General features: G+C 56.5%; 26 protein-coding genes and 1 riboswitch. Of the genes, 15 read left to right on the top strand and 11 right to left on the bottom strand.

Annotation, left to right across the window (positions count from 1 at the left end; translation table 11 throughout):
• Positions 1-31: 31 nt before the first annotated feature.
• Complete coding sequence (ptsP, locus tag C7H09_RS12670) at positions 32-2,338, bottom strand: phosphoenolpyruvate--protein phosphotransferase (protein WP_106763219.1); 2,307 nt, start codon at positions 2,336-2,338, stop codon at positions 32-34.
• A gap of 12 nt (positions 2,339-2,350) precedes the next feature.
• On the bottom strand, positions 2,351-2,881 hold the full coding sequence (locus C7H09_RS12665; RefSeq protein WP_106763217.1) for an RNA pyrophosphohydrolase: 531 nt from the start codon (positions 2,879-2,881) through the stop codon (positions 2,351-2,353).
• Positions 2,882-3,051: 170 nt separating this feature from the next.
• Between C7H09_RS12665 and C7H09_RS12660 the strand changes: the two genes are divergently transcribed.
• On the top strand, positions 3,052-3,708 hold the full coding sequence (locus C7H09_RS12660) for a histidinol-phosphatase (protein WP_106763354.1): 657 nt from the start codon (positions 3,052-3,054) through the stop codon (positions 3,706-3,708).
• A 54-nt stretch (positions 3,709-3,762) separates the two neighbouring features.
• Here C7H09_RS12660 and gcvH read toward each other — a convergent pair whose 3' ends face one another.
• On the bottom strand, positions 3,763-4,155 hold the full coding sequence (gene gcvH / locus C7H09_RS12655; protein WP_106763215.1) for a glycine cleavage system protein GcvH: 393 nt from the start codon (positions 4,153-4,155) through the stop codon (positions 3,763-3,765).
• A 47-nt stretch (positions 4,156-4,202) separates the two neighbouring features.
• Positions 4,203-5,093, bottom strand: coding sequence for a LysR family transcriptional regulator (locus C7H09_RS12650; RefSeq protein WP_106763212.1), 891 nt, complete (start codon positions 5,091-5,093; stop codon positions 4,203-4,205).
• A gap of 113 nt (positions 5,094-5,206) precedes the next feature.
• Between C7H09_RS12650 and metE the strand changes: the two genes are divergently transcribed.
• Positions 5,207-7,477, top strand: a complete 2,271-nt coding sequence (gene metE, locus C7H09_RS12645; RefSeq protein ID WP_106763210.1) for a 5-methyltetrahydropteroyltriglutamate--homocysteine S-methyltransferase — start codon at positions 5,207-5,209, stop codon at positions 7,475-7,477.
• A gap of 114 nt (positions 7,478-7,591) precedes the next feature.
• Here metE and cpdA read toward each other — a convergent pair whose 3' ends face one another.
• The 4 genes from cpdA to thiC form a co-directional block, all read right to left on the bottom strand.
• Positions 7,592-8,398 (bottom strand): 3',5'-cyclic-AMP phosphodiesterase, encoded by an 807-nt coding sequence (gene cpdA / locus C7H09_RS12640; protein ID WP_106763208.1) that lies wholly within the window; start codon positions 8,396-8,398, stop codon positions 7,592-7,594.
• A gap of 106 nt (positions 8,399-8,504) precedes the next feature.
• Positions 8,505-8,990 carry a DUF1249 domain-containing protein gene (locus tag C7H09_RS12635; RefSeq protein WP_106763206.1) on the bottom strand — a complete coding sequence of 162 codons (486 nt, stop codon included), beginning with the start codon at positions 8,988-8,990 and terminating at the stop codon, positions 8,505-8,507.
• Positions 8,987-9,607 carry an NUDIX domain-containing protein gene (locus C7H09_RS12630; RefSeq protein WP_106763351.1) on the bottom strand — a complete coding sequence of 207 codons (621 nt, stop codon included), beginning with the start codon at positions 9,605-9,607 and terminating at the stop codon, positions 8,987-8,989. The genes C7H09_RS12635 and C7H09_RS12630 overlap by 4 nt, the downstream gene beginning before the upstream one ends.
• Positions 9,608-9,756: 149 nt before the next feature.
• The gene (thiC, locus tag C7H09_RS12625; protein WP_106763205.1) at positions 9,757-11,634 is read right to left on the bottom strand and encodes a phosphomethylpyrimidine synthase ThiC; all 1,878 of its coding nucleotides are present in this window, start codon (positions 11,632-11,634) and stop codon (positions 9,757-9,759) included.
• A gap of 77 nt (positions 11,635-11,711) precedes the next feature.
• Positions 11,712-11,825, bottom strand: a riboswitch (TPP riboswitch).
• Between the two features lie 196 nt (positions 11,826-12,021).
• Here thiC and C7H09_RS12620 point away from each other — a divergent pair.
• Positions 12,022-13,383, top strand: coding sequence for a TolC family outer membrane protein (locus C7H09_RS12620; RefSeq protein ID WP_106763203.1), 1,362 nt, complete (start codon positions 12,022-12,024; stop codon positions 13,381-13,383).
• A 48-nt stretch (positions 13,384-13,431) separates the two neighbouring features.
• Here the strand turns inward: C7H09_RS12620 and waaA are convergent, their stop codons facing one another.
• Positions 13,432-14,685 (bottom strand): lipid IV(A) 3-deoxy-D-manno-octulosonic acid transferase, encoded by a 1,254-nt coding sequence (gene waaA / locus C7H09_RS12615; RefSeq protein WP_106763201.1) that lies wholly within the window; start codon positions 14,683-14,685, stop codon positions 13,432-13,434.
• A 101-nt stretch (positions 14,686-14,786) separates the two neighbouring features.
• Between waaA and lpxL the strand changes: the two genes are divergently transcribed.
• From lpxL to C7H09_RS12600, 3 genes are read left to right on the top strand one after another with little or no spacing between them, the layout of a single operon-like run.
• A complete protein-coding gene (gene lpxL / locus C7H09_RS12610) occupies positions 14,787-15,752 on the top strand; it encodes an LpxL/LpxP family Kdo(2)-lipid IV(A) lauroyl/palmitoleoyl acyltransferase (RefSeq protein WP_106763199.1) in 966 nt (321 codons plus the stop codon).
• Positions 15,749-16,708 carry a mitochondrial fission ELM1 family protein gene (locus tag C7H09_RS12605; RefSeq protein ID WP_106763196.1) on the top strand — a complete coding sequence of 320 codons (960 nt, stop codon included), beginning with the start codon at positions 15,749-15,751 and terminating at the stop codon, positions 16,706-16,708. Before lpxL ends, C7H09_RS12605 begins: the two co-directional genes overlap by 4 nt.
• Complete coding sequence (locus C7H09_RS12600) at positions 16,705-17,805, top strand: glycosyltransferase family 4 protein (protein ID WP_106763194.1); 1,101 nt, start codon at positions 16,705-16,707, stop codon at positions 17,803-17,805. The genes C7H09_RS12605 and C7H09_RS12600 overlap by 4 nt, the downstream gene beginning before the upstream one ends.
• A 59-nt stretch (positions 17,806-17,864) precedes the next feature.
• Here the strand turns inward: C7H09_RS12600 and C7H09_RS12595 are convergent, their stop codons facing one another.
• Positions 17,865-18,665, bottom strand: a complete 801-nt coding sequence (locus C7H09_RS12595) for a glycosyltransferase family 2 protein (protein ID WP_106763192.1) — start codon at positions 18,663-18,665, stop codon at positions 17,865-17,867.
• 127 nt (positions 18,666-18,792) lie between these two features.
• Here C7H09_RS12595 and C7H09_RS12590 point away from each other — a divergent pair, with 127 nt between their 5' ends.
• From C7H09_RS12590 to C7H09_RS12565, 6 genes are all read left to right on the top strand, one after another.
• Positions 18,793-20,211 (top strand): mannose-1-phosphate guanylyltransferase/mannose-6-phosphate isomerase, encoded by a 1,419-nt coding sequence (locus C7H09_RS12590; RefSeq protein ID WP_106763349.1) that lies wholly within the window; start codon positions 18,793-18,795, stop codon positions 20,209-20,211.
• Positions 20,212-20,352: 141 nt separating this feature from the next.
• Complete coding sequence (locus tag C7H09_RS20555) at positions 20,353-20,556, top strand: DUF3413 domain-containing protein (protein ID WP_106763190.1); 204 nt, start codon at positions 20,353-20,355, stop codon at positions 20,554-20,556.
• Positions 20,489-21,463, top strand: coding sequence for a DUF3413 domain-containing protein (locus tag C7H09_RS12580; RefSeq protein WP_106763188.1), 975 nt, complete (start codon positions 20,489-20,491; stop codon positions 21,461-21,463). The genes C7H09_RS20555 and C7H09_RS12580 overlap by 68 nt, the downstream gene beginning before the upstream one ends.
• Positions 21,432-22,040 carry a sulfatase-like hydrolase/transferase gene (locus tag C7H09_RS12575; RefSeq protein ID WP_240616586.1) on the top strand — a complete coding sequence of 203 codons (609 nt, stop codon included), beginning with the start codon at positions 21,432-21,434 and terminating at the stop codon, positions 22,038-22,040. Before C7H09_RS12580 ends, C7H09_RS12575 begins: the two co-directional genes overlap by 32 nt.
• A gap of 42 nt (positions 22,041-22,082) precedes the next feature.
• Positions 22,083-22,913, top strand: a complete 831-nt coding sequence (locus C7H09_RS12570; RefSeq protein ID WP_240616585.1) for a glycosyltransferase family 2 protein — start codon at positions 22,083-22,085, stop codon at positions 22,911-22,913.
• Complete coding sequence (locus C7H09_RS12565; RefSeq protein WP_106763181.1) at positions 22,910-23,824, top strand: glycosyltransferase family A protein; 915 nt, start codon at positions 22,910-22,912, stop codon at positions 23,822-23,824. The genes C7H09_RS12570 and C7H09_RS12565 overlap by 4 nt, the downstream gene beginning before the upstream one ends.
• Here the strand turns inward: C7H09_RS12565 and C7H09_RS12560 are convergent.
• The gene (locus tag C7H09_RS12560; RefSeq protein WP_133166235.1) at positions 23,821-24,540 is read right to left on the bottom strand and encodes a glycosyltransferase family 32 protein; all 720 of its coding nucleotides are present in this window, start codon (positions 24,538-24,540) and stop codon (positions 23,821-23,823) included. The two genes, C7H09_RS12565 and C7H09_RS12560, sit on opposite strands and share 4 nt — an antisense overlap.
• Before the next feature lie 72 nt (positions 24,541-24,612).
• Here C7H09_RS12560 and tnpA point away from each other — a divergent pair, with 72 nt between their 5' ends.
• From tnpA to tnpC, 3 genes are all read left to right on the top strand, one after another.
• Complete coding sequence (tnpA, locus tag C7H09_RS12555) at positions 24,613-24,930, top strand: IS66 family insertion sequence element accessory protein TnpA (protein WP_106761476.1); 318 nt, start codon at positions 24,613-24,615, stop codon at positions 24,928-24,930.
• Positions 24,930-25,298 carry an IS66 family insertion sequence element accessory protein TnpB gene (gene tnpB / locus C7H09_RS12550; RefSeq protein ID WP_106761477.1) on the top strand — a complete coding sequence of 123 codons (369 nt, stop codon included), beginning with the start codon at positions 24,930-24,932 and terminating at the stop codon, positions 25,296-25,298. Before tnpA ends, tnpB begins: the two co-directional genes overlap by 1 nt.
• Before the next feature lie 57 nt (positions 25,299-25,355).
• Positions 25,356-26,926: IS66 family transposase (gene tnpC, locus C7H09_RS12545; RefSeq protein ID WP_106761478.1), on the top strand; the 1,571-nt coding region annotated here is incomplete at its 3' end.

The raw sequence follows: 26,926 nt of genomic DNA, 5'->3' as shown, positions 1-26,926 counted from the left end.
AGCACACTAAACCGCCAGAAATGCCCAGGACTCAGGAAGCCGCCTGCTCCACCAGCGCAGCCGCAGAGCTGCGATCAGGCCGAAGGTATCGGCCAAATCCGGCATTGCGCAGCGCCAGGTCAACACAGCTTTTGATCACGTGGGGGGAATCCAGTAACAGTACATCTTCCAGCAATTGAATGGCCCATTCGCGATCCACACTGCGAATCACTGATTTGACCTTGGGCAGGCTGGCTGCGTTCATTGAAAGAGAGTCGTAGCCCATCGCCATGAGCAGCAGCGCGCCGCCAGGGTCGCCCGCCAGTTCCCCGCAGATACCTACCGGCTTGCCTACGGAATGAGCATCCTGGGCTACCCGCACCAGCGCCTGCAGCACAGCCGGATGGTAGGAATGGTAAAGCTGCGCCACCCGCGGGTTGTTGCGATCCACCGCCAGCAGGTATTGAGTCAGATCGTTGGAGCCGACAGACAGAAAATCCACCCGCTCGGCCAGCTCACGAATTTGATAAATCGCTGCAGGGATTTCCACCATCACGCCGACTTTCGGCATGCGGATGTCATAGCCTTCCTCGCGCACCTCGTGATAGACCCGGTAAATCAGATGCAGCGACTCTTCCACTTCGGAAATGTTACTGATCATGGGCAGCATAATCTGCAGATTATTCAGGCCCTCGCTGGCCTTGAGCATGGCCCGAACCTGCACCAGAAAGATTTCCGGATGATCCAGGGTTACCCGGATACCCCGCCAGCCCAGAAACGGGTTTTCCTCCTCAATCGGGAAATAACTCAGCGCCTTGTCGCCACCCACATCCAAAGTGCGCATGGTAACCGGGTTGGGGGCGAAGGCCTCCAGTTGCTCACGGTAATATTCCCGCTGCTCCTGCTCGGACGGGAAACGCTCTTTGATCATGAACGGTACTTCGGTTCGGTACAGCCCAATGCCTTCGGCGCCATGGGTGAGCGAGCGCACCACGTCGGTCATCAGCCCGGTGTTCACCAGCAACGAGATCCGATGGCCATCGGTGGTTTCGCAGGGCAAATCGCGCAGCGCTTCCAGGCCCCGAATCAGTTCATTCTCTTCATCATAGATAGCCTGATAGAACGCCCGAAGGTCGGTGGAGGGCGAGGCAAAAATCTGCCCCTCGAAACCATCCACCACCAGCTCCCGGCCGTTGAGCTGATTCACTGGGGTATCCACCAGCCCCATCACAGTGGGCACGCCCATAGCCCGGGCCAGAATGGCCACGTGGGAGTTACTGGAGCCCTTCATGGAAACCAGGCCCACCAGGCGGCCCTTGGGCACCTCACCGAGCATAGCAGGGGTGAGTTCCTCGCTCACCAGCACGGTGTTTTCCGGATACTCCAAGGTTTCCTGTTCGCCTTCCTGCAAATACGACAACAAGCGACGACCAAGATCCCGGATATCCACCGCCCGCTCCCGCAGATAGGGGTCGTCCATCATCTCGAAATGGCGAATATATTGCTGCACCACCTGCTTGAGTGCGCCCTGAGCCCAGACATTCTCGCGAATGCGGTTTTCCACCTCCCCGGGCAGGGCTTCGTCCCCCAGCATTCGCAGATAAACGTCAAACAGTGCCTGCTCTTCGGAGCGCAGCTGGGATGCCAGCCGGTTGGCCACCCGCTCGATGTCCTCGCGCACCGAATCCACCGACGAGCGGAACAGCGCCAACTCGTGCTCCAGGTCTTCTGCCGGCTTCTCCGGTACGGCATCAAGATCGGCCGCCGGGTAGACCACCACGCCGGTACCGATGGCGACCCCCGGGGCGCCCGGAACCCCGTTAAAACAGACATCCCAGGTTTCTTCACCGGTTAATGACAGGCCACTGATGGCGCCGGTGGCCTCACTGTGAGCAATCACTCCGGCCAACTGGGCAGAGACGGTCACTAGAAAGGCTTCTTCGCCTTCGTCGAAGCAACGGGAACTCTCCCGCTGCTGAACCACCAGCACGCCCAGTACCCGGCGGTGATGGATGATAGGTACCCCAAGAAAAGAGCGAAAACGTTCTTCACCGGTTTCCGGAAAATAACGGTAGCGGGGATGGGATGGGGCGTCTTCAAGGTTGATGGGCTCTTCACGGGAGCCCACCAGCCCAACCAGACCTTCAGAATAAGCCAGGCTGACCACGCCCACCGATTGCTTGTACAGGCCTTGGGTGGCCATCAGGATATAGCGGTTGGAGGCCGGGTCGAGCAGGTACACCGAGCAGACTTCTGTCCCCATGGCGTCCTGCACGCGCGACACGATGATATCCAGCGCCTCCTTCAGATCCCGGGCGCTGTTCACCTCTTGTACTAGACTTCGCAGGATGCTCAGCATGGAGTCAGTCCGTCATTTCTGATGTTCCTTCACACGCTTTGGGGGCTCGCTCCGCTGCCACTGCTCCATATTATGAAACAGCCTGGGCGCCAACTCCCTCAACGCACGCCTGTAAACTTCTCGCTTGAATGAAACCACCTGTCCGAGCGGGTACCAGTAGCTTACCCACTGCCAACCGTCGAATTCCGGTGAGTCCGTGCTATCCACGCGTACATGCGCGTCTGGCGATAACATCCTCAGCAGGAACCATTTCTGTTTTTGGCCCACACACACCGGGTGGGAATTGTGGCGCACCATTCGCCTGGGTAGCCTGTAGCGCAGCCAGCCCCGGGTACAGCTGATGATTTCCACATCGTCTGCCGCCAGGCCGATTTCTTCGCCCAGCTCCCGGAAAAGCGCCTGTTCGGGCGATTCATTGTGCTTGATGCCACCCTGGGGAAACTGCCAGGAGTCTTGCCCTATTCGCCTTGCCCAGAGCACTTCGCCCCGGTGGTTGGCCAGAATGATTCCGACGTTGGGTCTGAAACCGTCTGAGTCAATCACGGTACAGTCCTCTCAAAGTGTCGGCGCCGGCCTCTATGCAACCGGCGGAATTAGTCCAAGTTGCAATCATTCTTACAGAAACCCAAGACTTCGGCAAACGGCGCAGTCCCCAGGGCTTCATGGTAGACTGCTGCGCTTGCGATCGGGCCGTGGAACTGGGAGGAAACTTTGTGACGCTCGCGATTTTTGATCTGGACAACACACTGCTGGCTGGCGACAGTGACCATGCCTGGGGCGAATTTCTGGTGGAAGAGGAAATTGTCGACCCGGAAGAATATCGCCTGGCCAACGATCGCTTCTATCAGGAATACCTGAACGGCGAACTGGACATTTTTCACTATCAGCGCTTTGTGTTGGAGCCGCTAACCCGCCATAACATGGATGAGCTGAACGCCTGGCGCGATGTCTTCATGGCGAAGAAAATCCAGCCGATGATGCAGGATAAAGCGGCCAAACTGCTGGCCGATCACCGGGCCCAGGGCCACACCCTGATGATCATCACCGCCACCAACCGGTTTGTGACCGAGCGGATTGCCGACAAGCTGGGCGTGGATTATCTGATCGCCACTGAGCCGGAACTGGTGAACGGCCGCTTTACCGGTGAAGTGGCGGGCACGCCCAGCTTCCAAGAAGGCAAGGTGGAACGACTGAACGACTGGCTTGCCGCCCACGGCGAGAGCCTGGAAAACGCCTGGTTTTACAGCGACTCACACAACGATTTGCCGCTGCTGCGGAAGGTGCCCAACCCGGTGGCCGTCGACCCCGACCCGACACTGGAAGCTCAGGCCCGAGAGCTGGGCTGGCCAGTGCTGTCTCTGCGGGACTGATCGAGCTTCACCCGGCCCGGCGCAAGTCTGACTGCCCGGGCCTGAAACCTGCGTTCAGGATTCTGCAGCCACGTGTTCGCCGTAGGCCACCGAATCCATCAGGCCTTCCAGTTCGCCGGCATCCGCCAGCTTCACCCGGAACATCCAGCCATCACCGTAGGGATCCTCGTTAACGGTTTCCGGCTCGTCCTCCAGTTTTTCGTTCACCGCAATCACCTCACCGGTGACCGGGCTGAACACATCGGAAGCGGATTTAACGGACTCGGCCACGCCAGCCTCTTCACCACCATTCACCGTTGCGCCAATTTCGGGCACTTCGATAAACACCACGTCGCCCAATTGCTCCTGGGCGAAATCGGTAATGCCCACGGTGGCGGTGCCATCGGCGTCTACCCTCACCCATTGGTGGGTCTCGATGTATTTCAGATCTGCAGGGATATCGCTCATGATTCGTGTGTCCTGTTGGAATTTTTCGCGCAGTTTAACCGAAGATCTCAGCCCCAGCGAATCCCCCGGGCCAGTTTTACAAATGCCGACAGGTAATCCACGGTTTCGTCGATCTCGCGAAAGCCAAGAAATATCTGTTTGGGCATCCCCTGTTCACCCAGGCTCAACGCCCGAATTGGCAGCTTTTGCGCGTACTCATGCACCAGCCAGCGAGGCAAAGCCGTGACTCCCCGGCCAGCGGCCACCATTTGCAGCATGATATCGGTGGTTTCGATGGTTTTGTGCCGGGCCGGTGCGGTATGGGCGGGCAAGAAAAAGCGGGTGAAGATATCCAGCCGCTCTACCGCCACCGGATAGGTAATCAGGGTTTCTGTTTCCAACTGCTCCGGCCTTACCCACTCTTGTTCCGCCAGCGGGTGTTGCTCGGGCACCACCAGCACCTGCTCGTAATCGAACACTGGCTCAAAACGCACCCCGGGCTTGTGCAGTGGGTCTGGTGTGACCAGCAGGTCAATGTCATGGCCAAACAACGCCCCCATGCCGCCGAACTGGAACTCCTGTTTCACATCAACATCAACATCCGGCCACTGCTGCAAGTAAGGGCCTACTACTTTCAGAAGCCATTGATAGCAGGGGTGACACTCCATGCCAATTCGCAAGCTGCCGCGCTGCCCTTGGGCAATCTGGTGAATCTGCATCTCAGCGTGTTCAAACTGCGGCAGCAAACGATTGGCTAATGCCAGCAGTTGATGACCAGCCTGAGTCAAACGCAACTGACGCCCCTCTCGGAGCCAGACCGGCGTGCCCAGTTGTTGCTCCAGCTTACGAATAGCGTGGGACAACGCCGACTGGGTGAGGTGTAGCTGTTCCGCCGCAGCCGTCAGTGAACCCTGGCGCTCCACCGCTCGCATGATTTCCAGATGATGCCGCTCGACCATGACCTATCCGTGAACCTTTTTCATAATTTAGTGAAATAATACCATTTTTATTCATGCAAAAGCCCACCTAACCTTGAGGCCTGACTCAACACACAGGATTCAAGGACTCGATCATGGCAACCACACATAACCTCGGCTTCCCCCGTATCGGTGGCCAGCGCGAGCTGAAATTCGCGCTGGAAGACTATTGGGGCGGCCGGCAAACCGAACAGGAGCTGGCCATCACGGCAGCCGATCTGCGCCAGCGTCACTGGCAGCAACAGGCCGGGCTCGATTACGTGCCGGTAGGCGATTTTTCCCTTTACGACCAGGTGCTGGATATGTCCGTCACTCTGGGAAACCTCCCCATCCGGGCCGCCAGCAAAGAAGGCTCGGAGCTGGACGCTTACTTCCGTGCCGCACGTGGCCGGGGTGCCAATGATAGCCCCTGCTGCGTCACTGCCGCTGGCGAGATGACCAAGTGGTTTGACACCAACTACCACTATATTGTGCCGGAGCTGACAGCTGACACTCACTTTGAACTCAATCCGGAACGACTGTTAACACAACTGTCCGAAGCACGGAAACAGGGACTCAACGCAAAACCCGTGATTATTGGCCCGGTGACCTACCTCTGGCTGGGAAAAACCTCGGATGGAAGCAATCCTCTGGATTTGCTGGAGCGCCTGCTACCGGTGTACTCCCAACTCCTGAAAGCCCTGGCGGATGCTGGCGCGGAATGGGTTCAGATTGACGAACCTGCCTTGGTCACGGATCTGGACGCCAACTGGTGTTATGCCTTCAATCTGGCTTACCACCAGCTAAAAACGAACCGCCCGAAACTGCTATTGGCCACCTATTTCGGCGAGCTCAGGGACAACCTTCAGCTGGCGTGCGAATTGCCTGTTGCAGGCCTGCACGTTGATGCCATCAGTGCGCTGGCCGAGGTCAGTCGCGTGGCAGACTGGCTGCCGAGCCACAAGGTGCTTTCGCTCGGGGTGGTCAACGGTCGCAACATCTGGAAATCGGATCTGAACAGCACTCTGGGCTGGTTGGAGCCCCTGAACGAAAGACTGGGCCAACGTCTGTGGCTGGCACCGACCTGCTCACTTCTGCATGTCCCTGTCGATCTATCCCGGGAACAGGAACTTGATAGCGATATTCGCAACTGGCTGGCGTTTGCGGTTCAGAAGCTCGATGAACTGAAGATTCTCGCCAGAGCACTGAACGAGGGCCGCAGCAGCGTGCGCGCCGAGCTGGCAGACAATCAATTGGCCATCGATAGCCGCCGCAGCTCCCATCGCGTGACCAATCCGGAGGTTCGAAAGGCCGTTGCCGCCGCCACGTCCGAGCTTGGCAATCGCCAGAGTCCCTACCCTCAGCGGATCGTCCGCCAGCGGGAGAGACTAAATCTGCCCGCCTTCCCGACCACGACCATCGGATCTTTCCCGCAAACCCGCGAGATTCGACAGGCGCGACTGCAATACCGTAAGGGCGAGCTGAGCGAACAGGCTTACATCGAACAAATGCGAGCAGAAATTGTGCGTTGCGTGGAAGAGCAGGAAAAGCTCGGACTGGATGTCCTGGTACACGGCGAACCCGAACGTAATGACATGGTGGAATACTTTGGCGAGCAACTGGACGGCTATGCCTTCACGCGCTTCGGCTGGGTTCAGTCTTACGGTTCACGCTGCGTGAAACCACCGATTCTGTTTGGCGATATCCGCCGACCCCAGGCCATGACCGTGGAATGGATCCGCTATGCCCAGTCGCTGACGGACAAACCAGTGAAAGGGATGCTGACCGGCCCGGTGACGATTCTGAACTGGTCTTTCGTGCGGGATGATCAGCCTCGCAAGGATTCCTGCCTGCAGCTGGCCCTCGCGATTCGCGAGGAGGTTCAGGATCTGGAAAAAGCTGGCGTGAACATCATCCAGATCGACGAAGCCGCTCTGCGCGAGGGTCTGCCGCTGAGACAGTCGGACTGGGCAAGGTATCTGGAGTGGGCAATCAACAGCTTCCGCATCGCCGCCAACGGCGTAGATGACAGCACCCAGATCCATACCCATATGTGCTACTCGGAATTCAACGACATCATCGAAGCCATTGCCCGTATGGATGCCGATGTCATCACCATCGAGACCTCTCGGTCAGACATGGAACTGCTGGATGCGTTCCGGAGCTTTGAATACCCCAACGACATTGGTCCGGGCGTATACGACATCCATTCGCCCAACATTCCAGACAAGGAACACATCATCAACCTGATGACTCTGGCGGCTGAACGTATCCCCGCAGAACGGCTGTGGATTAACCCGGACTGCGGCCTGAAAACGCGGAAATGGGAAGAAGTGACGCCGGCACTGGAAACCATGGTAGCGGCAGCGCGGGAACTGCGCAGCTGAATTCTGAGGATTCAAAACGGCAGGTGTACTGAGCTGAATACACCTGCCGTGTTGCAGTGCTGCCCAGAATAAGCGGGGCTTGACTCAGATAGAACAGCCTGTTGCTAGCCTTAATCAGTACCCGGAGCTTTCCTCATCCAGGTCAAACTCAAAACTCTCCGCTCGGCGGACTTCCGACTTAAAGTTGCCTGAAGTATCAAGTTCCAGCCAGCGATACCCCGGTGCCAGAGGTTCCACGGCGAAGTCACTGGAGCCTGTGGCGAACTGGATGCAAGTAGAAGGCGTGGCCAGCAAGCAGGCACCGTTGCGCTGCTGTTCAAGCTCTTGATGGATATGCCCCCACAGCACTACCCGAACCTGCGGATGCCGGTCAATCACTTGCCAGAAGGCATCCCGATTTTTGAGCCCGATTTTTTCCATCCAGTCTGAGCCGATATCCACCGGGTGATGATGCAGGCAGACCATGGTGGGCAACTCTGGCTGCTGGCCAAGGGCCTGATCCAGAAACGCCAGCTCCTCTTGGGTGAGCTCTCCGTGCACTTTGCCATACACCGATGAGTCCAGCATCACGAAGTGCCAGCCACCCAGCACCAATTGGCTTTGCTCGGCCTGAAATTCAGCCGCCACCGTCGCAAGCAGTACCGAGTCGTCGTGATTGCCGGCAATCCAGAGTGCGGGGCAATCAAAACGCTTCAACTGTTCACCAAAATAACGATAGGCCTCGGCCGAGGCATCCTGGGTGAGATCACCGGTGGCGAGAATCAGATCTGGCTGGCCATGCTGGCGCAGCGCTTCCGCAATCACCGCCGACAAACTGGCCCGGGTATTAACGCCCAGCAGCGCGCCATCCGGATTCGCCATCAGGTGAGGGTCGGTAAGTTGCAGCACCTTGAGCGGGCGTGCGTTTGCGGGTTGAGTCATGCCGGGCCTGCTATTCAATGCAACCAGTTGATAATCATGACAAGTGTACGACAGCCAAGTTCAGATTAAATGTTTACGATTGGAATACAGGTCACAGTCTGACGATCTAATCTGCGCCTTCACCCGCCGACCAGGCCGCATGCTCGAGTGGCAAATGCCCGAAACGCAGGCAGTAATCCAGCCAGTCGGCCAGGAATCCATTTACCTGAACTTTTTCATCCGGGTGGTGCATAAACCGGTTGGGGTAATCGTTCACCGGTGCAATCTGGCGCTGGCGATAGCAGCTCACCACTTCCGCCATCAGGGCATCGTGGTAAACCCGCACCGTGATTTGGGGGTTGTTGAGCCAGCGGCCGCTGTTGTGCACCTGCTCCAGAAGCAAGGTTTCGGTGTATTTGGCGGTTTGTAGCACCTGAATTCGCACACGGCCGAGGTACTGGTGTTCCCGGTGCAACTCGAACTCACACACAGCCGCATCGGCACTTTCCAACTGCCGGAGCTTGTTCAGGCGCTGGTAGTTGCCGTCGCACAAAGCCCCTAGCTGCCGAAGATCCGGCACGTAGGCCTTTGGCCGCTTCACCCATTCGGTCATGCCCGCCACTCCCGGCGCAGCCTGTCCCGGTTCAACTGCAACCATTGAATGGCAATAATGGCCGCAGCGTTGTTGATGCGGCCATCCTGGATCATCGCTATCGCCTCGTCGGCGGGTACCACGTGGGCACGAATGTCCTCGTGTTCGTGCTCAACGCCAAATATGCCGCCCGCGGATTCGGTACTGGCCTGGCCCGCATAGAGGTGAATCATCTCGGTGCTTCCACCCGGCGACACCAGATAATCACAGATTTTGTCGAGGCGTTGGAATGACAACCCGGCCTCTTCCTGCCCCTCCCGCTGGGCCACCTGTTCCGGAGTTTCACAGTCTTCGTTCATGCCCGCCACCAGCTCGAGCAACCAGGGCGACTGATCACGGCCCAGGGCACCAAGACGGAACTGCTCCAGCAACACCACTTCGTCACGCACCGGGTCGTAGGGCAACACGCAGGTAGCATCACCACGGATAAAGAGCTCCCGGGTGAACAGGGGCATCGCACGGCCATCGAAGCGAGGATGGCTGAGCCAGAGCTTGTCCATGCGGAAAAAGCCCTGAAACACGGTATCGCGCTTTTGTACCTGTACGTCGTTTGCGGTGAACTGGAACGGCTTGGGCATAATCGCAACTTGTCTGAAATCGATGTTGAACGATAGCCGCTTGGCAGGGGGTGCTGCAAGCCTGCGTTTACCCGCAGGCGGAGGACGGTACAGAGCAGGTTCGGCGGTTCGCGGAGCATCAATCTGCCCCGCGAACCGCACCAGTACGATCAGACCTTATCGTACAGTTTGCTTCCGGAATCCAAGAACTCGCGGGATTTCGCCTGCATTCCTGCGTCGATGGCTGACACTTCGTCCATTCCATGTTCTGCCGCGTAATCCCGAACTTCCTGGGAGATTTTCATGGAGCAGAACTTGGGGCCACACATGGAGCAGAAGTGCGCCACCTTGGCGGATTCCTTGGGCAGGGTTTCGTCGTGGAAGGCCCGGGCGGTGTCCGGATCCAGCGCCAGATTGAACTGGTCTTGCCAGCGAAACTCGAAGCGGGCTTTCGACAACGCATTGTCCCGGATTTGCGCTCCCGGATGCCCCTTGGCCAGATCGGCCGCGTGGGCGGCAATCTTGTAGGTGATGATGCCGGTTTTAACATCGTCCTTGTTGGGCAAACCCAGATGCTCTTTCGGCGTGACGTAACAGAGCATGGCGCAGCCGTACCAGCCAATCATGGCAGCCCCGATACCGGACGTAATGTGGTCGTAACCGGGTGCAATGTCGGTGGTCAGCGGCCCGAGGGTGTAGAACGGTGCTTCGTCACAACACTCCAGCTGCTTGTCCATGTTCTCTTTGATCAGGTGCATAGGCACGTGGCCCGGCCCTTCGATCATGCACTGCACGTCGTGCTTCCAGGCGATTTTGGTGAGTTCGCCCAGGGTCTCCAGTTCACCAAATTGGGCGGCGTCGTTGGCATCGGCGATGGAGCCCGGGCGCAGGCCGTCGCCAAGGCTGAACGAGACATCGTAAGCTTTCATGATCTCGCAGATGTCTTCAAAGTGCTCGTACAGGAAGCTTTCCTTATGGTGGGCCAGGCACCACTTAGCCATGATCGAGCCGCCGCGGGAGACAATACCGGTGGTCCGCTTGGCGGTAAGCGGCACATGATGCAGGCGCACGCCCGCGTGGATGGTAAAGTAATCCACCCCCTGCTCGGCCTGCTCAATGAGGGTATCGCGGAAGATTTCCCAGGTCAGGTCTTCGGCCACGCCACCGACTTTCTCCAGCGCCTGGTAGATGGGCACAGTGCCCACCGGCACCGGCGAGTTACGGATCAGCCACTCACGGGTTTCATGGATGTTCTTGCCGGTGGACAGATCCATGATGGTGTCGGAACCCCAGCGAATGCCCCAGGTGAGCTTCTCCACTTCCTCTTCAATGGACGAGGTGACGGCAGAGTTACCGATATTACCGTTGATCTTCACCAGAAAGTTGCGGCCGATGATCATTGGCTCAATTTCCGGATGATTGATGTTGGCAGGAATGATGGCGCGGCCCCGGGCCACTTCCTCGCGCACAAATTCCGGGGTGATCTCGGCGGGAATACTGGCACCGAAGGACTGGCCCGGGTGCTGATCATTCAACAGCCCCTGCTCCCGCGCTTCCTGCAGCTTCATGTTCTCGCGGATAGCAATAAACTCCATCTCCGGCGTGATAATGCCTTTGCGGGCGTAGTGCATCTGGCTGACATTCTGGCCCGGCTTCGCCCGCAGCGGTTTGCGTTCGTCCATAAAACGCAGCGGGTCAAGCTGAGGATCTTTCATCCGGCGGCGGGTGTATTCGGAGGTATAGCCATCAAGCTGCTCGACGTCTCCCCGTTCGGCAATCCAGTTGGCGCGGATGGGGGCGAGGCCTTTACGCAGGTCTATGGTGGCCTCCGGGTCTGTGTAGGGGCCGGAGGTGTCGTATACCACCACCGGCGGATTCTTCTCGCCACCCATCTCGGTGGGCGTATCCGCCACCGTAATTTCCCGCATAGGCACCCGCAGATCGGGTCGGCTACCCTGCACGTAGATTTTTCGTGAGCTTGGTAATGGTTTGATTGCTGCTGAATCTACCTTGGCAGAATCGCTGAGGTAGGCTGGTAAATCCGTCATCATAGGCTCCCGATAATCAGAAGTTGGGTCGCGTATGACGGAAGGTGCCTGCAGATTGCCCCTGAACGGGCAGGCACTGGTTGGTCTGTCTTAATTCCTACGCCGGCATTATCCGGATCAGGTTGCGGGTTCTGCAGAACAATCTCAGCCGATCGCCGGTTTTTGGCGTATCAGCACCCCGTCAAGACGCGATAAATTTTTGTTGTACTCACCCAAGTGGATCAAGTGGATGAACTTAACAAGTGTAGAGACGGGAACCTTTATTGTCCATAATGGTCGACCTATACCTTTGGGTCACCGATGGACAAGCCCCGCTTTCTACGCCATGACCTTCCGATTCCTGTATCCAGACCACGGATGCCCGGAGATAGTTTGTCAGGAGAAAAGATGAAAAAACGGTTACTTCCAGGATTGATCACCTTGCTCGCAGCCCAGCCTGCGTTTTCTCTGGATCTTGTTGAAGCCTACGAGCAGGCACTTTCCTACGACTCCGGCATCGCATCGGCCCAGGCACGGTTTGAAGCCCAGCAGGCTGCCAGCAGCGTCAGCAAAAGCGCCTTGCTGCCCCAGGTAAGCGGCTACGCCAATGCCAACCACACCGATTTTGACGCCAAGAATGGCCCGGGCGACAGCTACAAGTCATTGAATTACGGAGTGCAACTGTCTCAGCCGCTGTTCCGGGCCGACAGCTGGTTCCGCTACGACGCCAGCCAGTTCCAGACCGAAGCGGCCCAGGCCCAGTACAACCTAGCACAGCAACAGCTGATCCTGCAGGTTGCCACCGCGTACTTCAACGTGCTGAGGGCCCAGGATACGGTAACCACCGCCCGTGCCACCGAAGCGGCAATTCAGCGCCAGTACGAGCAGGCTCAGGAGCGCTTTGATGTTGGCCTGATTGCTATTACGGAAGTGTACGAGGCCCGTGCCAGCTACGACGACAGCAAGAGCCGCCGTATCGCAGCGGAAAACCAGCGTAACGTAGCCCGGGAACAACTGGCCCGCCTGACCGGCAAGTACGCCGTTGACCTGGAAAACCTGCGGGAGAACTTCCCCCTGGGCCGCCCGGACCCGATGGACCCAACGGCCTGGGAAACCACGGCACTGGATCAGAACTGGTCCATTCAGTCTGCCCTGTACCAACTGAACGCCAGTGAAGCCAACCTGAAAGTTGCCAAGTCCGGCCACCTGCCGACAGTGGCACTGACTGCCTCCTATGGCGAAACCGAACTGGACGGTGCCAAATCCAATCAGCAGGAGGGCACGCAGGGCGTGATCGGCCTGCAACTTAACGTGCCCCTGTATATGGGCGGCGGCACCCAGGCGGGCGTGCGCCAGCAACGGGCACTTGTGACTTCCGCCGAGCAGGATCTGCAAACCGTTCGCCGGGACGTACAGGTAAATACCCGCAGCCTGTTCCTGACTGTCAACAACAACGTGGAAACAGCCTCTGCTCTGGAGCAGACCATCATTTCCCGCCGCAGCGCCCTGGATGCCACCCGGGCCGGTTATGATGTAGGCACCCGGAACATTGTGGAAGTGCTGGACGCCGAGCGCGCATACTACGTGGCACTGCGTGACTATGCCAACGCTCGCTACGACTATGTAATCAACACCCTGCAGCTCAAACAGGCGGCGGGCACGCTTAGCCCGCAAGACCTGATCGACCTGAACAACTGGCTGAACGAAGACGCCCGGGGCATCGAGGCCCTGGCCGAGCAGAGCCAGACACTGGACGACCCCACCCGGTAAACCCGGCGACCACTCCGACAAACAACCGTCGGAGTGGTCTCTGCCCGGCTACACCCGATCAATAATCCCTTCAACCACCCGATCCAGTGCCCCGCGGTTTTTCATAACCACTGCCAGCGCCCGCTCGCCGTAGGCACGCCGCTCGTCGTCGTTGGCCATCAAACGGCCAATCCGATCCGCCAGTTCATCCGTACCCGCTACCATCTGCACCCCACCGTCCGCCAGCAAGCGCTCATAGATGGTTTCAAAGTTGAACACATGAGGGCCGGAAAATACCGGGATACCCCAGGCAGCCGGTTCCAGAGGGTTGTGGCCTCCCCGTTCGATCAGCGAACCACCCACAAAAGCAATGTCACTGGCGCCATACAGAGTCATTAACTCGCCCATGGTATCCGCCAGGTAAACCTGTGCATCACCTGGTGCCTGGTCAAGCGATCGGCGCGCAAGGATAAGCCCCTCTTTTGCAACGAGCTCAGCAACAGAGTCAAAGCGCTCCGGATGCCTGGGTACAATAATCAGCAAGGCTCCCGGGTGTGCGTTCAGTATCTGCCGATGAGCTAACAACAATTGCGGATCTTCACCGGAATGGGTGCTACCGGCAATCCAGACCGGTCGCTCACCCAGTTCATTTCGCAACGCCCGGGCAGCGCCACGCACGCCTTCGGGGATGTCGACATCAAATTTGACGCTTCCGGTTACCTCTACATGGGAGGCCGCAACGCCTATCCGGCGAAACCGCTCGGCGTCCCGTTCTGCCTGGGCGGCCACCCAGGTAATACTCTTCATAATCGGCGCTGCCAGGCCTTTGACACGTTCGTAGCCCACGGCAGAACGCTCTGAAAGGCGGGCGTTGATCAAAAATACCGGCACCCGGCGCCGACGGCACTGCCTTATCATATTGGGCCAGATTTCGGTTTCCATGATAACCAGAATCCGGGGATTGATACGCTCGAGAAAACGCCGGATGCCACCCGGTGTATCGTATGGTGCGTAGGCATAAGCGACCTTGTCGCCAAACATTTTCCGCGCTTGCGCCAGGCCGGTGTCCGTCATGGCCGTCATCAGAATAGTGGCACCCAGATTGCGGGCCAACAGCCGGCGCACAAGAGGCCCGGCCGCGATCGTCTCGCCCACAGACACCGCGTGCACCCAGATAACCGGGCCGGACATAGGCGGCACCCGCCCCAGGCGATGTTGCCAATCCTGATGCAACCCGGGTGCTTTTCGGCCCTGCCACCAGAGCCGGACGAGAATAAACGGCAAGGCAAGGCGAATAAGCTGGGAATAGATAAACTGGAACACGCAGGACTCCCGGCAAAACAGTGCGTTATCATAGGCGAAATTTGTCGAGGGGTTGCATCTTGCCCCCCGGCAAACCGTTTGTCGATGCAGGATCAACGATTTTGAAAAAGAAGTACCGCAAACTCCCCCGCAATACCGACTATTCAGCCTACCGCCACCCTCGCTGGTGGCCAACCTGGCTGGGCATCGGTGCAATGTGGCTGATCGCCCAACTTCCGCTCCGGTTTCAATGGTGGCTAGGCAAAGGTATTGGTCTTCTGGCCTGGAAATTCGCGAGCAGTCGCCGCGCGATCACAGAGACCAATATTCGGCTTTGTTTTCCGGAGCTAACCGAACAACAACAGGCAGCCCTGGTGCGCAAAGCCTTTATTGCCAATGGCATTGGCGCCATTGAACTGGGTATCGCCTGGTTTCGCGACCCGGCCAAACTGACCCGCATTACCCGCGTTTATGGCCTGGAGCATTTTGAGCAGGCTCTGGCCTCCGGCCACGGTGTTCTGTTGTTGGGCGGGCACTACAGCACCCTCGATCTCGGCGGAAGTCTGGTAACGGAATTTATTGAAGCCGATGTGATGCAGCGGGACCACAATAACCCACTGATGAACGCCGTGATGACCCGCGCCAGGGGCCGTCGTTACGGCACCGTACTGGGGGCCAGAGAGCTGCGAGGGCTGTTCCGGTCACTGAAAAAGAATCGGGCGGTCTGGTACGCCACCGACCAGGATTACGGGCGAAAAGATATTGTTTTCGCGCCATTTTTCAATATCCCCACCGGCACCATTACCGCCACGTCGCGCATTGCCGAGCGCAGCCAGTGCAAAGTGGTACCATTCAGTCACTTCCGGCGGGATGATCGCCCCGGTTACGAGATCTACTTTCACCCTGCTCTGGAAAACTTCCCGAGCGGAGATGACCTGGAAGATGCCACCCGCATCAACGCAGTTATCGAACAGGAAATTCGCAAAGCACCAGACCAGTATCTCTGGATGCATCGCCGCTTCAAAACCCGGCCAGACCCCAACGACCCGGGTTTCTACAAGCCCAAACGGAAAAAGAAAAAATCGTGAACGACACCACCCGCGCTCCGGTTGTCTGGCTGATTACCGACCACAAAGCAGGCCATAGAAACCAGCTGAAAGGCCTGGGCAATCGACTGCGCGTGCTGGCCGGTGCGGAGTTGCACTGGGTAAATGCTCAGGAGTTTGCCGTTCCTCTGTGGCGGGCCCTTGTGGGCAGGCTGCCCTCACCCCGGCCCCAACTACCAGCGCCGGATCTGATTATTGCGGCAGGCACCGGCACACACCGGCTGTTGCTGGCCTTGCGACGAAGCAAACATGCCCGCTCAATTGTTTTAATGAAGCCTGCTTTTCCGCTTGCGTGGGTTCATGCCGCCGTTGTTCCTGCCCATGATGATATAAAGCCAACCCGTAACATCCTGATTACCGAAGGGGTGATCAATGCAGTCACCCCGTTGGCCAGACTGACCGACAAGCCGGAAGCACTGATTCTGCTGGGCGGGCCTTCCCGGCATTATCAATGGGACGACGATACACTGCTGGCTCAGATCAGTGAGCTGATGGCCCGGTATCCCGACTGGCGATGGACCATCAGTGACTCCCGCCGCACCCCCGAGTCACTCACGCAACGGCTTTCAGAACTACAGCGATTGAAGGTGACCGTCGTGTCCCATCAGCAAACCCATGACAGCTGGCTTAACCATCAGTTGGCGGCGTCTAGGGCCGTCTGGGTGACACCAGACAGCCTGTCGATGGTATGCGAAGCCGCAACCTCGGGCGTACCCACCGGATTACTGACCCTGCCCGCCCGGCCCGGCAGCCGGGTTGTCAAAGGCATTGAGAGATTGCTGCAACAGGGCATGATTGCTCCCTGGGCCGATCATGCCGCTGTGATGGCGCCGCAGGCTGAGCAGCGCCAAACACTCTGGGAGGCCGACCGGGCAGCCCGGTGGCTTATTGATCGCTACCTTCGCTCGCAACACAACAACAGGAAACCAAAGGCATGAGAGTTCTGCAGGCATTACCGGCACTACACAGTGGCGGCGTTGAGCGGGGCACCGTTGAGTTTGCCGCAGAGCTGGTAAAGCGTGGCCATGAGTCTTTTGTAGTGTCCAATGGCGGGCCTATGGCAGAACAGGTGCGGGGCCAGGGTTCAACCCATATTCATATGCCCATTCACCGCAAGTCCCCGTCTTCATTCGGGCAGGTTCTGCCCATGCGCAAGCTGCTTCGGGACCTCAAACCGGATGTTGTCCATATCCGCTCCCGAATGCCCGCCTGGATCATCCACCTGGCCCTGAAAACCCTGCCGGAGGCGCAACGCCCCGCCATCGTGTCGAGCTTTCACGGCATGTACTCGGTGAACCCCTACAGCGCAGTCATGGCAAGAGCGGATCAGGTGATTGCAGTGTCCAATTGCGTAAAAGACTACGTCCTAGAGCACTTTCCAGTCGCAGAAGAAAAGCTGACCGTCATTCAGCGGGGCGTAGACATTGCCGCGTTTCGGGATCGTGCGATCAATGAACAGTGGCTTCAGCATATTCTCGGGCGATTTCCGCAACTGGCAGGCAAGAAAATCATTATGATGCCCGGGCGAATCTCACGCTGGAAAGGCCAACTGCACTTCCTGGAAGCTATGTCCCGCATTACCCGCCAGAGACCGGACTGCCACGGCATCATTGTGGGTGGCGCCGAGCCCGGCAAGGAGCGCTTCCTGCAGGAACTCGAAAAGGAACGCTCCCGGCTGGGGTTGACCGATAAGGTGACCTTCCTCGGCCAGAGAAATGACATGAACAACCTGTACCTTCTGGCCGATGTGGTCTGCCATATGTCCACCAAACCGGAACCTTTCGGGCGAACGGTCACAGAAGCTCTGGCATCCGGCACGCCGGTGGTGGCCTATAATCGGGGTGGCGCAGCGGAAACCCTGCAGGCGTGCTTTCGGGATGGACTGGTTAGCCCCGATGACACCGGCGCTTTCGCCAGTACTGTTTTACACCTGCTGCAAGTGCCGTCACCAGACATCATCGTACCCAGGCAATTCTGGCTGGAATCCCAGACCGAGCGCACACTGGAGGTGTATACCAAAGCCGTCAGCAGCTGACGCGCAGCGGTTTGGATCTGCGGCCACGGGACAAAACCGCAAATCAAACAGGCGAAACGCTAATCCCCGGCGGCTCGCCTGGCGCGAAGAGCTGCCATCAGCTGGAGCTCCCGCGCCTTCGCCAGGCGCATGAAATTCCGGTTGGCTGACAGAATCGAGTAGCTGAAGCCGAACCAGCCATTACGGTACTGGCGCCTCAGAACATAGTATTTGAGAAACTTCAGGGGAAATTCAGACAACAGGCGCGCTGTGGATACCTTCCGCCCTTTGGCCGCCAGATAACGGGCCTGTTCGGTAGAAAGCTGGATAAACTTGGCCTCCGCCTGCTGCAGTGACACAACACTTTTGTGCAAGACGTTACCTGGCAGATCCAACACCCTACCTGAAACCACCTTCGGCCGATCATCATTGCTGTCTTTCTCGGGGCGAATCACCGCCCTTTGCCGATTGTACAACCTCAGGATGCGCTTTGGCCGCTCATAACGAAAAGGGTGCTCCGGGTCTGGCGGGCTCAACACCCAGGTCATTCGAAACCCGGCCACCTGCTCGCTGATCGGTTGAGAAAAACGCTCCTGAATATTCGCAACCAACTCATCGCTCAGCACTTCATCCGCATCCAGATCCAGAACCCAGTCGTTCCGGCACAGGCTGGCTGCATAAGCTTTCTGGGAGGCATAGCCTTCCCAGTCTCGATGAACCACACGGGCCCCTGCCGCTTCGGCCAAGTGGCAGGTTCGATCGGTACTACCGGAATCCACCACAATAATTTCATCCGCCAGTGCCTTCACCCTGGCCAGAGACTCCGGCAAACGCGCTTCTTCATTACAGGTAATGTAGTAAACAGACAGAGGCAATCTCATGAACGGTATCCTGTCAAAACGTACAAATCACGCACATCAGAACACTGTGGCAGCCCCCCGGATGTGCTAATATCCCGCCTTTGAAAACCCGCTTATGCTGAATGAAAGCCAGTCTTGGAGCAATCCCATGATCCACCCCGTCATTATCGCCGGAGGCACCGGCTCACGCCTTTGGCCACTGTCCAGGCAACTGAACCCAAAGCAGTTCCTGAAGCTGACCGACGAGCATTTGTCGATGCTTCAACTGACCGTTGCGCGGCTCGACGGGCTGGAAACGGCGGATCCGTTGCTTATATGCAACGAAGAACATCGTTTTCTTGCCGCTGAACAAATGCGGCAATCCGGCTATCGGGACGCCCGCATTATTCTTGAGCCCTGCGGCCGCAATACAGCTCCGGCGATCGCACTTGCAGCCCTGCAGCTCATCAAAAACCAGGAAGAAACCAGAGATCCGTTGATGCTGGTACTGGCAGCGGATCACCTCATCCAAGACATGGCAGCCTTTCAGGCGGGCATTCAAAAAGCAATTCCCCTGGCCGGGCAAGGCAAACTGGTTACCTTTGGCATCGTGCCCGGGCACGCAGAAACCGGGTACGGCTATATTCAGCAGGGTTCGGAGCTGGCGTCCGGTTGCTTTGAGGTAAGCCGGTTTGTCGAAAAGCCAAACCAGGAAACAGCCCAGGCATACCTGGACTCCAACGAATACCTCTGGAACAGCGGCATGTTCCTGCTGGGCGCCCGCACCTATCTGCAAGAACTGCAAAAACACCGCCCGGGTATACTGGCCATTTGCCAGGCAGCCCTGGACGAGGCCAGCGAAGACCTGCATTTTACCCGGCTGAACGAAAGCATCTTCTCCGAATGCCCGGAAGACGCCATCGATACGGCCGTTATGGAGAACACAGACAACGCGGCGGTAGTCGCCCTGGATGCTGGCTGGAGCGACATCGGCTCCTGGTCGGCACTGTGGGAAACCAGCGCCAAAGATACGAATGGTAACTGTGCGTCGGGAGACGTCATTACCCACAACACCAGAAACTCGCTTGTTCGTGCCGAAAGCCGACTGGTTGCCACCGTTGGCGTAGAAGATCTCGTCATTATCGAGACCAAAGACGCCCTGCTCGTTGCAAACAAGAATCAGGTTCAGGACGTTAAAAAGGTGGTCGACGCCATCAAAAGCGATGGCAGACATGAACACATGAACCACCGGGAAGTGTATCGCCCCTGGGGCGTTTACGACTCCATCGACAACGGCAAGCGCTATCAGGTAAAACGCATCACCGTTAAACCCGGCGCCAAGCTTTCGGTACAGATGCATCACCACCGGGCTGAACACTGGATTGTGGTTAGTGGCACGGCCAAAGTCACCAATGGGGAAAAAACCTACCTGGTGACCGAAAACCAGTCCACCTACATTCCTGTGGGCCAGATTCACTCACTGGAAAATCCCGGTGTGATAGATCTTGAATTGATCGAAGTTCAGTCCGGTTCCTACCTCGGGGAAGATGATATTGTGCGGCTCGAAGACGTTTACGGCAGAGGCTAACGCCACTTTGCACATACATTGCCAGCCAATGGAAGAGACGTACGTTAGCGGAAAGCACGGACTTAGCTACCTAACAAAAAAACGATAGTATCGAACTTTTTGGGGCCCCGCTCCCCCGAAATCACCGGAGTTCGAAACATCATGCGACGCCACGCTCTTTCCGCGCAAAGAACCGCCTGGGCATCCTGGTTTATCTTTGCTAACGGGGTTATCGCACTTCTGATCGGGCTGCGTTATTTACCCTGGATGAACATCCCCGATACCAGCACCGCAGCCTATGTTGGACTTCTTCCGTTTTCACCTTTCGTCCTTTGTTTTGGAGCTGGCGTTTCGCGGTGGAAGTGAAATCTTTGCGTTCTCCTGGCAGTTCTGGGCGTCAACCCTGGGCATTGTTTGCGGCATTGTCATCATTGAAACCATCATAGCCGTCCTGCTGTGGCGCAGACGCCCTCGCGGTCTGTGGTTAGCAGCCAGCTTTGCAATCATGATCGGGCTGCAGGTTGGCGCTCATGCCTGGCATGCATGGGCCGACGCAAACTACGACTCCCGAGTTACCGGCATCACCCGACACGTTCCGCTTTATTATGGCGCCACCGCCAAGCGGTTCATGAATAAACACGGATGGGTTGACCAGCAAAAAGCCCGAGATAATCAGTCCGCCCAAGGGCTGGCCCCTTCCAATCAGACAGGGCCGCTCAACTACCCGATTCAGCCACTGCAATGCTCAGAACCTGCCCGCAAACTGAATGTTCTGATGATCGTCATAGACGGGGCTCGATGGGACATGCTCGACCCGCGCTGGATGCCCAACATTTATGAATTCGCTCAGAATAACCTGACGTTCGAGCAGCATTACAGCAACGGAAACGCCACCAAGCCCGGCATTTTCACCCTGTTCTATTCGTTGCCCGCCAGTTATTGGGACGCCTTCACCGCGAGCAAAAAACCGCCGGTTACCATCAACAGAATGCAGGAGCTAGGCTATCAAACCAAAGTACTGGGTTCTGCCACGCTGGTAAGCCCCGCTTTTGATCAGAACGTATTCTCGTCCATAAAAAACCTTCGCCTCAAAACACCTGGTAACCACCCATGGGACAGGGACCGCCGGATCACCGAAGATTGGCTGGAATTCACCGAGCATGAACTTGACCCAGCCAACCCGTTCTTCGGCTTTCTGTTTTATGCCCCCCCACAACCATATGGTGCCGGACGATTACCCTGTGAAATTCCAGCCCTACTGGGAGTCCGTTAATAAGCTGCAACTCAATGCAGACTTCGACCCCGAGCTCATCAAAAATAACTACAAATCTACCCTGCACTTCGTGGACAATTTGATCGGCAGCGTTCTTGACGACCTTATGGGCCGAGACTTGCTTGATCAAACCGTAGTTATGATTACCGGCGACCACGGCCAGGAGTTTAACGACTATGGGAAAAACTACTGGGGACATGGCAGCAACTTCGGCGACTATCAGCTTAGGGTGCCAATGGTGGTACACTGGCCTAACAAACCGGCACAACGAATTGATTACAGAACCGAGAATTTTGATATAGCTCCAACGCTTATGGGTGACTTGCTGGGCTGTCAGAGTTCAGACCCAAGCCATTACGCTACCGGAAATGGCTTGTTCGAACCTCAAGAACGTCCATGGAGCATAGCCCATAGTTATATGGACTATGCGCTTTTGACGAAAGAGCTGGCCGTCGTTACCCATGCTTCTGGTAATGTTGATGTGGTAAGCCGGAGTTTGGAGCCGGTCCGGAATTATGAGCTTAAGCCCTCTATAGCCATTCGGGTTCTGGAGGAAATATCTCGGTTTTATGAATAACTGTCATATCAAGGTACGCGAACACTACTTATGAAGCTTTCTGTGATCATCAGCACCTACAACTCACCTGAGTGGCTGGAAAAAGTCCTGTGGGGATACAGCGCACAAACCCACAAGGATTTTGAGATCATCATTGCAGATGATGGTTCAAAAGATGAAACACGTCAGCTTATTGATCGCATGAGAGATGAGACCGGTCTCACGATAACCCATGTATGGCAGGAGGATGACGGTTTTCAGAAGTGCCGAATCCTGAATAAAGCGGTACTCAAAGCTCAGGCAGAATATCTGATATTCACCGATGGCGACTGTATTCCTCGCAAAGACTTTCTTGAGGTACATGCAACCGAAGCAGAGCCTGGCTATTACCTGTCAGGCGGCTACCACAAGCTGCCCATGGCGACGAGCAAAGCGATAACTCGTGAAGACATTCTGGCCGGGCGGTGTTTCGAACTCGAATGGCTCAAAGCGCATGGACTGGGTTCCACGTACAAGAACAGCAAGCTAACTGCTCGTGGCTGGAAGGCCCGATTGTTCAACACCCTAACCCCAACACGCTGCCGCTTCAAAGGCTCCAATGGATCGGCGTGGAAAAAAGATGTGCTTGCAGTTAACGGCTTTGATGAAACCATGGCCTATGGCGGTGAAGACAGAGAATTTGGAGTTCGGTTAGTTAATCTGGGCATCAAACCGAAACATGTGAGGTATAACGCAATTGTTATTCATCTCGATCATGCAAGGGGGTATGTTGATCCTGATACTGTCAGGGCGAACAAGGAGCACAGAATCCGAGTTGAAAACCAAGGCATCACCCAAACGCCACATGGTATCAATTTACACATCAGCGAGCCCCGACAAGGAGCGATCTCTTGATATTTTTCGTTTTCTCCTACAATCGCGGGCCTCACCTACGAAACTGTGTCGAATCGATTGAAATCTGCGCCCCGAAACATCGTATCATAATCTATGACGACGCCAGCAATGATCCTGAGACTATTCAGATTCTTGGCGAGATTGCGAAAAAGCACGAAGTGCGCACCAGAGATGATAAAAAATCCGGCGACCAGCACGGGGCTCTCTATACGAACATGCAGAGAGCCGTTGATTCCTTGGAAGAAGTCACGCTGATATGCTTTCTCCAGGATGATACGCAGCTAATACGACCTATCGATGATCAGGATCTGGAATTTCTGAACAACCAGTTTGACCAATTCCCGAATGCTGGATTTCTTGCACCCGTGTTCCAGAAACGAATTACTCGTCAGCGGACGCTGGATCGATTTATATATCGCGATGATCGTGGCGTTTACGTCTGCGAGCACCGCAGCAATAAACAAGTGGCAGGCGTTTACTATTCCGACATCTCCGTAACCAGAAGCGACCGCTTGCGTTCAGTTGACTGGAAATTTGTGCCGGGGGAATTTGAGAACGAACAACAGGCAAAACAGAATTTTCTGGAAATGGGTTACCTTTTTGCACCGTTTGCCATGTGGCTACCCAATCCGCCTGCTTACCGAAACAAGAAAAAAAGCTTCACATTCCGGCTTGCTGAAATCGTCAATAAGGCGGGTTTTTATCCCTTCAACATAATGGATGAGTCAGCAATACAAAGGTTGCGTAGCAGGCCAACAGATCAGGTTCCAATCGCGGAAGACTTCCTGACGGTGAAAGTAAAAGGCCTTAAATCACCATGGATTTATGATCCCTTAAGGCGGTATCGGCTTCTCCGAAAACTGGCGAAAATCGAGGCTTTCATCAAGCGAATCCGGCAAAATTCAGATTAGCGCCCCAAGCGCTCTCGTGCCATGGCGATCAGTGATTCTGCAGTTTCTTGATTTAACTTTAGCTCTTGATAACCGTTAGGCCGACTACTTGCAAATAGTTGGTCGCAGAAGACAGGTCCCGATCCTCTATAGGTTTCTCCGCTAAGATGCCTTGGGCAAAAAAAATTGCTTGGAAGAACCGTTAAGTCACTATAACCCATTTCTCGAACCGTCTCGGTCAAAACTCTCGGACCAACTGTTTTCCAAGCAGCAACTGGTTTATGTTTCAACTTGTACCAGACAAACTTGCTTGCCAAGTACTTGCTGGAAAGGAACTTTTCCAGTAGTTGCCCAATCAACCGATCACCAGGGTGGGAGGCAAAATAACCGTTGGCAATTAGGCCCGGGGAAATCAGTTCATTTTCCCAGCACGCAAATGCGGTGCAATCAAACAACCAGTCTGGCAAAGGAGAAAGGGCTATTGAATCAGCATCCAGAGCAAAACCTCCCTCATTAAAAAGTATTTCCCACCGCATCAAGTCTGCCACGCCGAAAAGCTGCCCTGTTTTCCTCATCGCATCCATGTGTCGTTTGGTTCGCCATGGAAATTCATCGTATTCCCGATTCCCCCACACTTTCAATGTAAATTCGGGATTCAATGACCGCCACGTTTCAAAACAGGCATCTGGGCGGCGACTTTCATCACCCACCCAAATAAAGTGAAAGGTAAGCGCCAATAAATCCGCACCTGTAGCTGACGCCCGAGTTTCGCCACACTGATTCCTGCTTTCACATTAAAGAGGAATCCGATGACTACCCCTGATTTACACCAGTTCTGGCAAGAGACGCTGTCGGACTGGCAGGCCTCGGGCCTGTCCGGTGCAGCCTACTGCAAACAAGAGTCGCTTGTTTATCATCGGTTTGTCTACTGGCGGCAGAAGCTGACCGGTCGTGTCGAATCCAGTGATGAACCGGTTCACGCTCGATCCGGATTCACTCGCGTGACTCCGACTCCGACTCCGGATGCCGGAGTCAGTTTGACCGTGTCACTGCCCGGCGGCGTATCGATCACCGGTCTGCATGCCGGTAATATCGATTTGCTGGGTGCCGTCTTGAGACAGCTGTGATGCGTCACCGCTATCTGCGCCCTTCCAGGGATTTGCCGGAGATCTACCTGTACCGAAAGCCCATCGACTTCCGCAAGCAGGCCAACGGCCTGGCCCTGCTGGTTGAACAGGAACTGGGGCACAGCCCATTCTCCGGTGCACTTTACGCCTTCACCAACCGGCAGCGGAACAAGATCAAATGTCTAATGTGGGAAGACAACGGCTTTGTGCTCTATTACAAAGCCTTGGCTGAGGAAAAATTCAAGTGGCCAGGGCCTGCGGATGAGCTGATGCCGCTGACCGGTGAACAGATCAACTGGTTGTTGGACGGCTACGACATCAGTCTGTTGCGGGGCCATAAAACCCTGCACTATGAGAGTGTCGGATAGCCCTTTTTGCATTACGTTTTAGGTGTGCCAGGGCATTGTTTTTGCTATAATTCCGCCATGAAATCAACGCCTGATAACGCCCTCAAAACCCCGGATCTCAACGGTTTATCGACCGCTGAGATGGTGGCGGTTATCAGCGGCCTTCAGCAGCAACTCGCCTCCAAAGAAGACGCCATCCAGCGACGAGACGCTCGCATCGAGATCCTCGAAGAACTGCTGCGCCATAAGAAGATCCAGCAGTTCGCCGCCAGCAGTGAAAAGCTGCCCAATCAGATCCTGCTGTTCGATGAGGTCGAGCTGGAAGTCGAGATTGATGAACTGCGCGATGAGCTGCCGGACGATGTCGAAGAGGAAGAGACGCCCCGCCGTTCCCGCAAGCGCCGCCAACGTGGCTTCTCCGATACGCTGCTGCGTGAGCGTATTGAATTAACCCTCAGCGACGAAGAGAAAGCCGGTGCCAGCAAGACCTTCTTCACCAAGGTGAAGGAAGAGCTGGAGTACATTCCCGCTCAACTGAAAGTGCTGGAGTACTGGCAGGAAAAGGCGGTGTTCGAGCAGGACGGCGAAGAGCGCATTGTTGCGGCTGCCCGTCCGGCGCGCCCGCTGGGCAAGTGCATCGCCACCCCGTCACTGCTGGCTTACCTCATTACCTCCAAGTATGCCGACGGTCTGCCGTTGTACCGTCAGGAACAAATGTTCCAGCGCCTGGGGCATGAAGTGAGTCGCACCAGCATGGCTCACTGGATCATCCGGCTGAATGACGTCTTCCAGCCGCTGATCAACCTGATGCGGGAAACCCAGAATAGCGGTGATTACCTGCAAGCCGATGAAACCCGGATCCAGGTGCTCAAGGAAGACGGTAAGACCGCCCAATCCGACAAATGGATGTGGGTCACCCGGGGTGGTCCACCGGGAAAACCTTCGGTTCTGTTCGAGTATGATCCATCACGAGGTGGCAAGGTACCGGTGCGTCTGCTGGATGACTTCCAGGGCATTCTGCAAGCCGATGGCTATTCCGGCTATGGGCAGGTCTGTGCCACGAACAAGCTGACGCGGATCGGGTGTTGGGATCACGCGAGACGTAAGTACGTGGAGGCGTCCCGGGCGGCACCGGCCAAAGGCAAAAAAGGCCAACCCTCAAAGGCGGATGTAGCCCTGAGCCACATCCGCAAACTGTACGCCATTGAAAAGGCCGCCCGGGATCTGAGCGACGCGGAGCGATATCGGGTTCGCCAGGAAAAGAGTCTGCCGTTGTTGAACGCCTTTAAAGCCTGGCTGGAGAAAAATGCCCCCAAGGTGATGAAAGGCCTGCTTACCCGTCAGGCCATGGATTACACCCTGAACCAATGGGACTACCTGGTCGGCTACTGTGAGCGCGGTGACCTGAAGATCAGCAATGCCGGAGCCGAGAACGCCATCCGCCCGTTTGCCCTCGGCAGAAAGGCCTGGCTCTTCGCCGATACCTCACAAGGGGCGAAAGCCAGCGCCACCTGCTATTCGCTCATCGAAACCGCCAAGGCCAATGGCCTGGAGCCTTCAGCTTATATCCACCATGTGTTGGAACGCATTGCTGAGTCCGACACGCTGGAGAAGCTCGAAGCGTTGCTGCCCTGGAATGCCGAGTTGCC

It is taken from the genome of Marinobacter fuscus, from assembly GCF_003007675.1.
In the GTDB taxonomy this organism is placed as follows: Bacteria; Pseudomonadota; Gammaproteobacteria; order Pseudomonadales; family Oleiphilaceae; genus Marinobacter; species Marinobacter fuscus.
Note: the sequence above shows the minus strand (reverse complement) of the source record. Positions and strands in the feature narration are given on the sequence as shown.

Coding starts and splice junctions, on each gene's coding strand:
- ptsP (WP_106763219.1), bottom strand. CDS start 2,338: ATGCTGAGCATCCTGCGAAGTCTAGTACAAGAGGTGAACAGCGCCCGG.
- gcvH (WP_106763215.1), bottom strand. CDS start 4,155: ATGAGCGATATCCCTGCAGATCTGAAATACATCGAGACCCACCAATGG.
- C7H09_RS12650 (WP_106763212.1), bottom strand. CDS start 5,093: ATGGTCGAGCGGCATCATCTGGAAATCATGCGAGCGGTGGAGCGCCAG.
- metE (WP_106763210.1), top strand. CDS start 5,207: ATGGCAACCACACATAACCTCGGCTTCCCCCGTATCGGTGGCCAGCGC.
- cpdA (WP_106763208.1), bottom strand. CDS start 8,398: ATGACTCAACCCGCAAACGCACGCCCGCTCAAGGTGCTGCAACTTACC.
- C7H09_RS12635 (WP_106763206.1), bottom strand. CDS start 8,990: ATGACCGAATGGGTGAAGCGGCCAAAGGCCTACGTGCCGGATCTTCGG.
- C7H09_RS12630 (WP_106763351.1), bottom strand. CDS start 9,607: ATGCCCAAGCCGTTCCAGTTCACCGCAAACGACGTACAGGTACAAAAG.
- thiC (WP_106763205.1), bottom strand. CDS start 11,634: ATGACGGATTTACCAGCCTACCTCAGCGATTCTGCCAAGGTAGATTCA.
- C7H09_RS12620 (WP_106763203.1), top strand. CDS start 12,022: ATGAAAAAACGGTTACTTCCAGGATTGATCACCTTGCTCGCAGCCCAG.
- C7H09_RS12600 (WP_106763194.1), top strand. CDS start 16,705: ATGAGAGTTCTGCAGGCATTACCGGCACTACACAGTGGCGGCGTTGAG.
- C7H09_RS12595 (WP_106763192.1), bottom strand. CDS start 18,665: ATGAGATTGCCTCTGTCTGTTTACTACATTACCTGTAATGAAGAAGCG.
- C7H09_RS12590 (WP_106763349.1), top strand. CDS start 18,793: ATGATCCACCCCGTCATTATCGCCGGAGGCACCGGCTCACGCCTTTGG.
- C7H09_RS20555 (WP_106763190.1), top strand. CDS start 20,353: ATGCGACGCCACGCTCTTTCCGCGCAAAGAACCGCCTGGGCATCCTGG.
- C7H09_RS12580 (WP_106763188.1), top strand. CDS start 20,489: ATGTTGGACTTCTTCCGTTTTCACCTTTCGTCCTTTGTTTTGGAGCTG.
- tnpA (WP_106761476.1), top strand. CDS start 24,613: ATGACTACCCCTGATTTACACCAGTTCTGGCAAGAGACGCTGTCGGAC.
- tnpB (WP_106761477.1), top strand. CDS start 24,930: ATGCGTCACCGCTATCTGCGCCCTTCCAGGGATTTGCCGGAGATCTAC.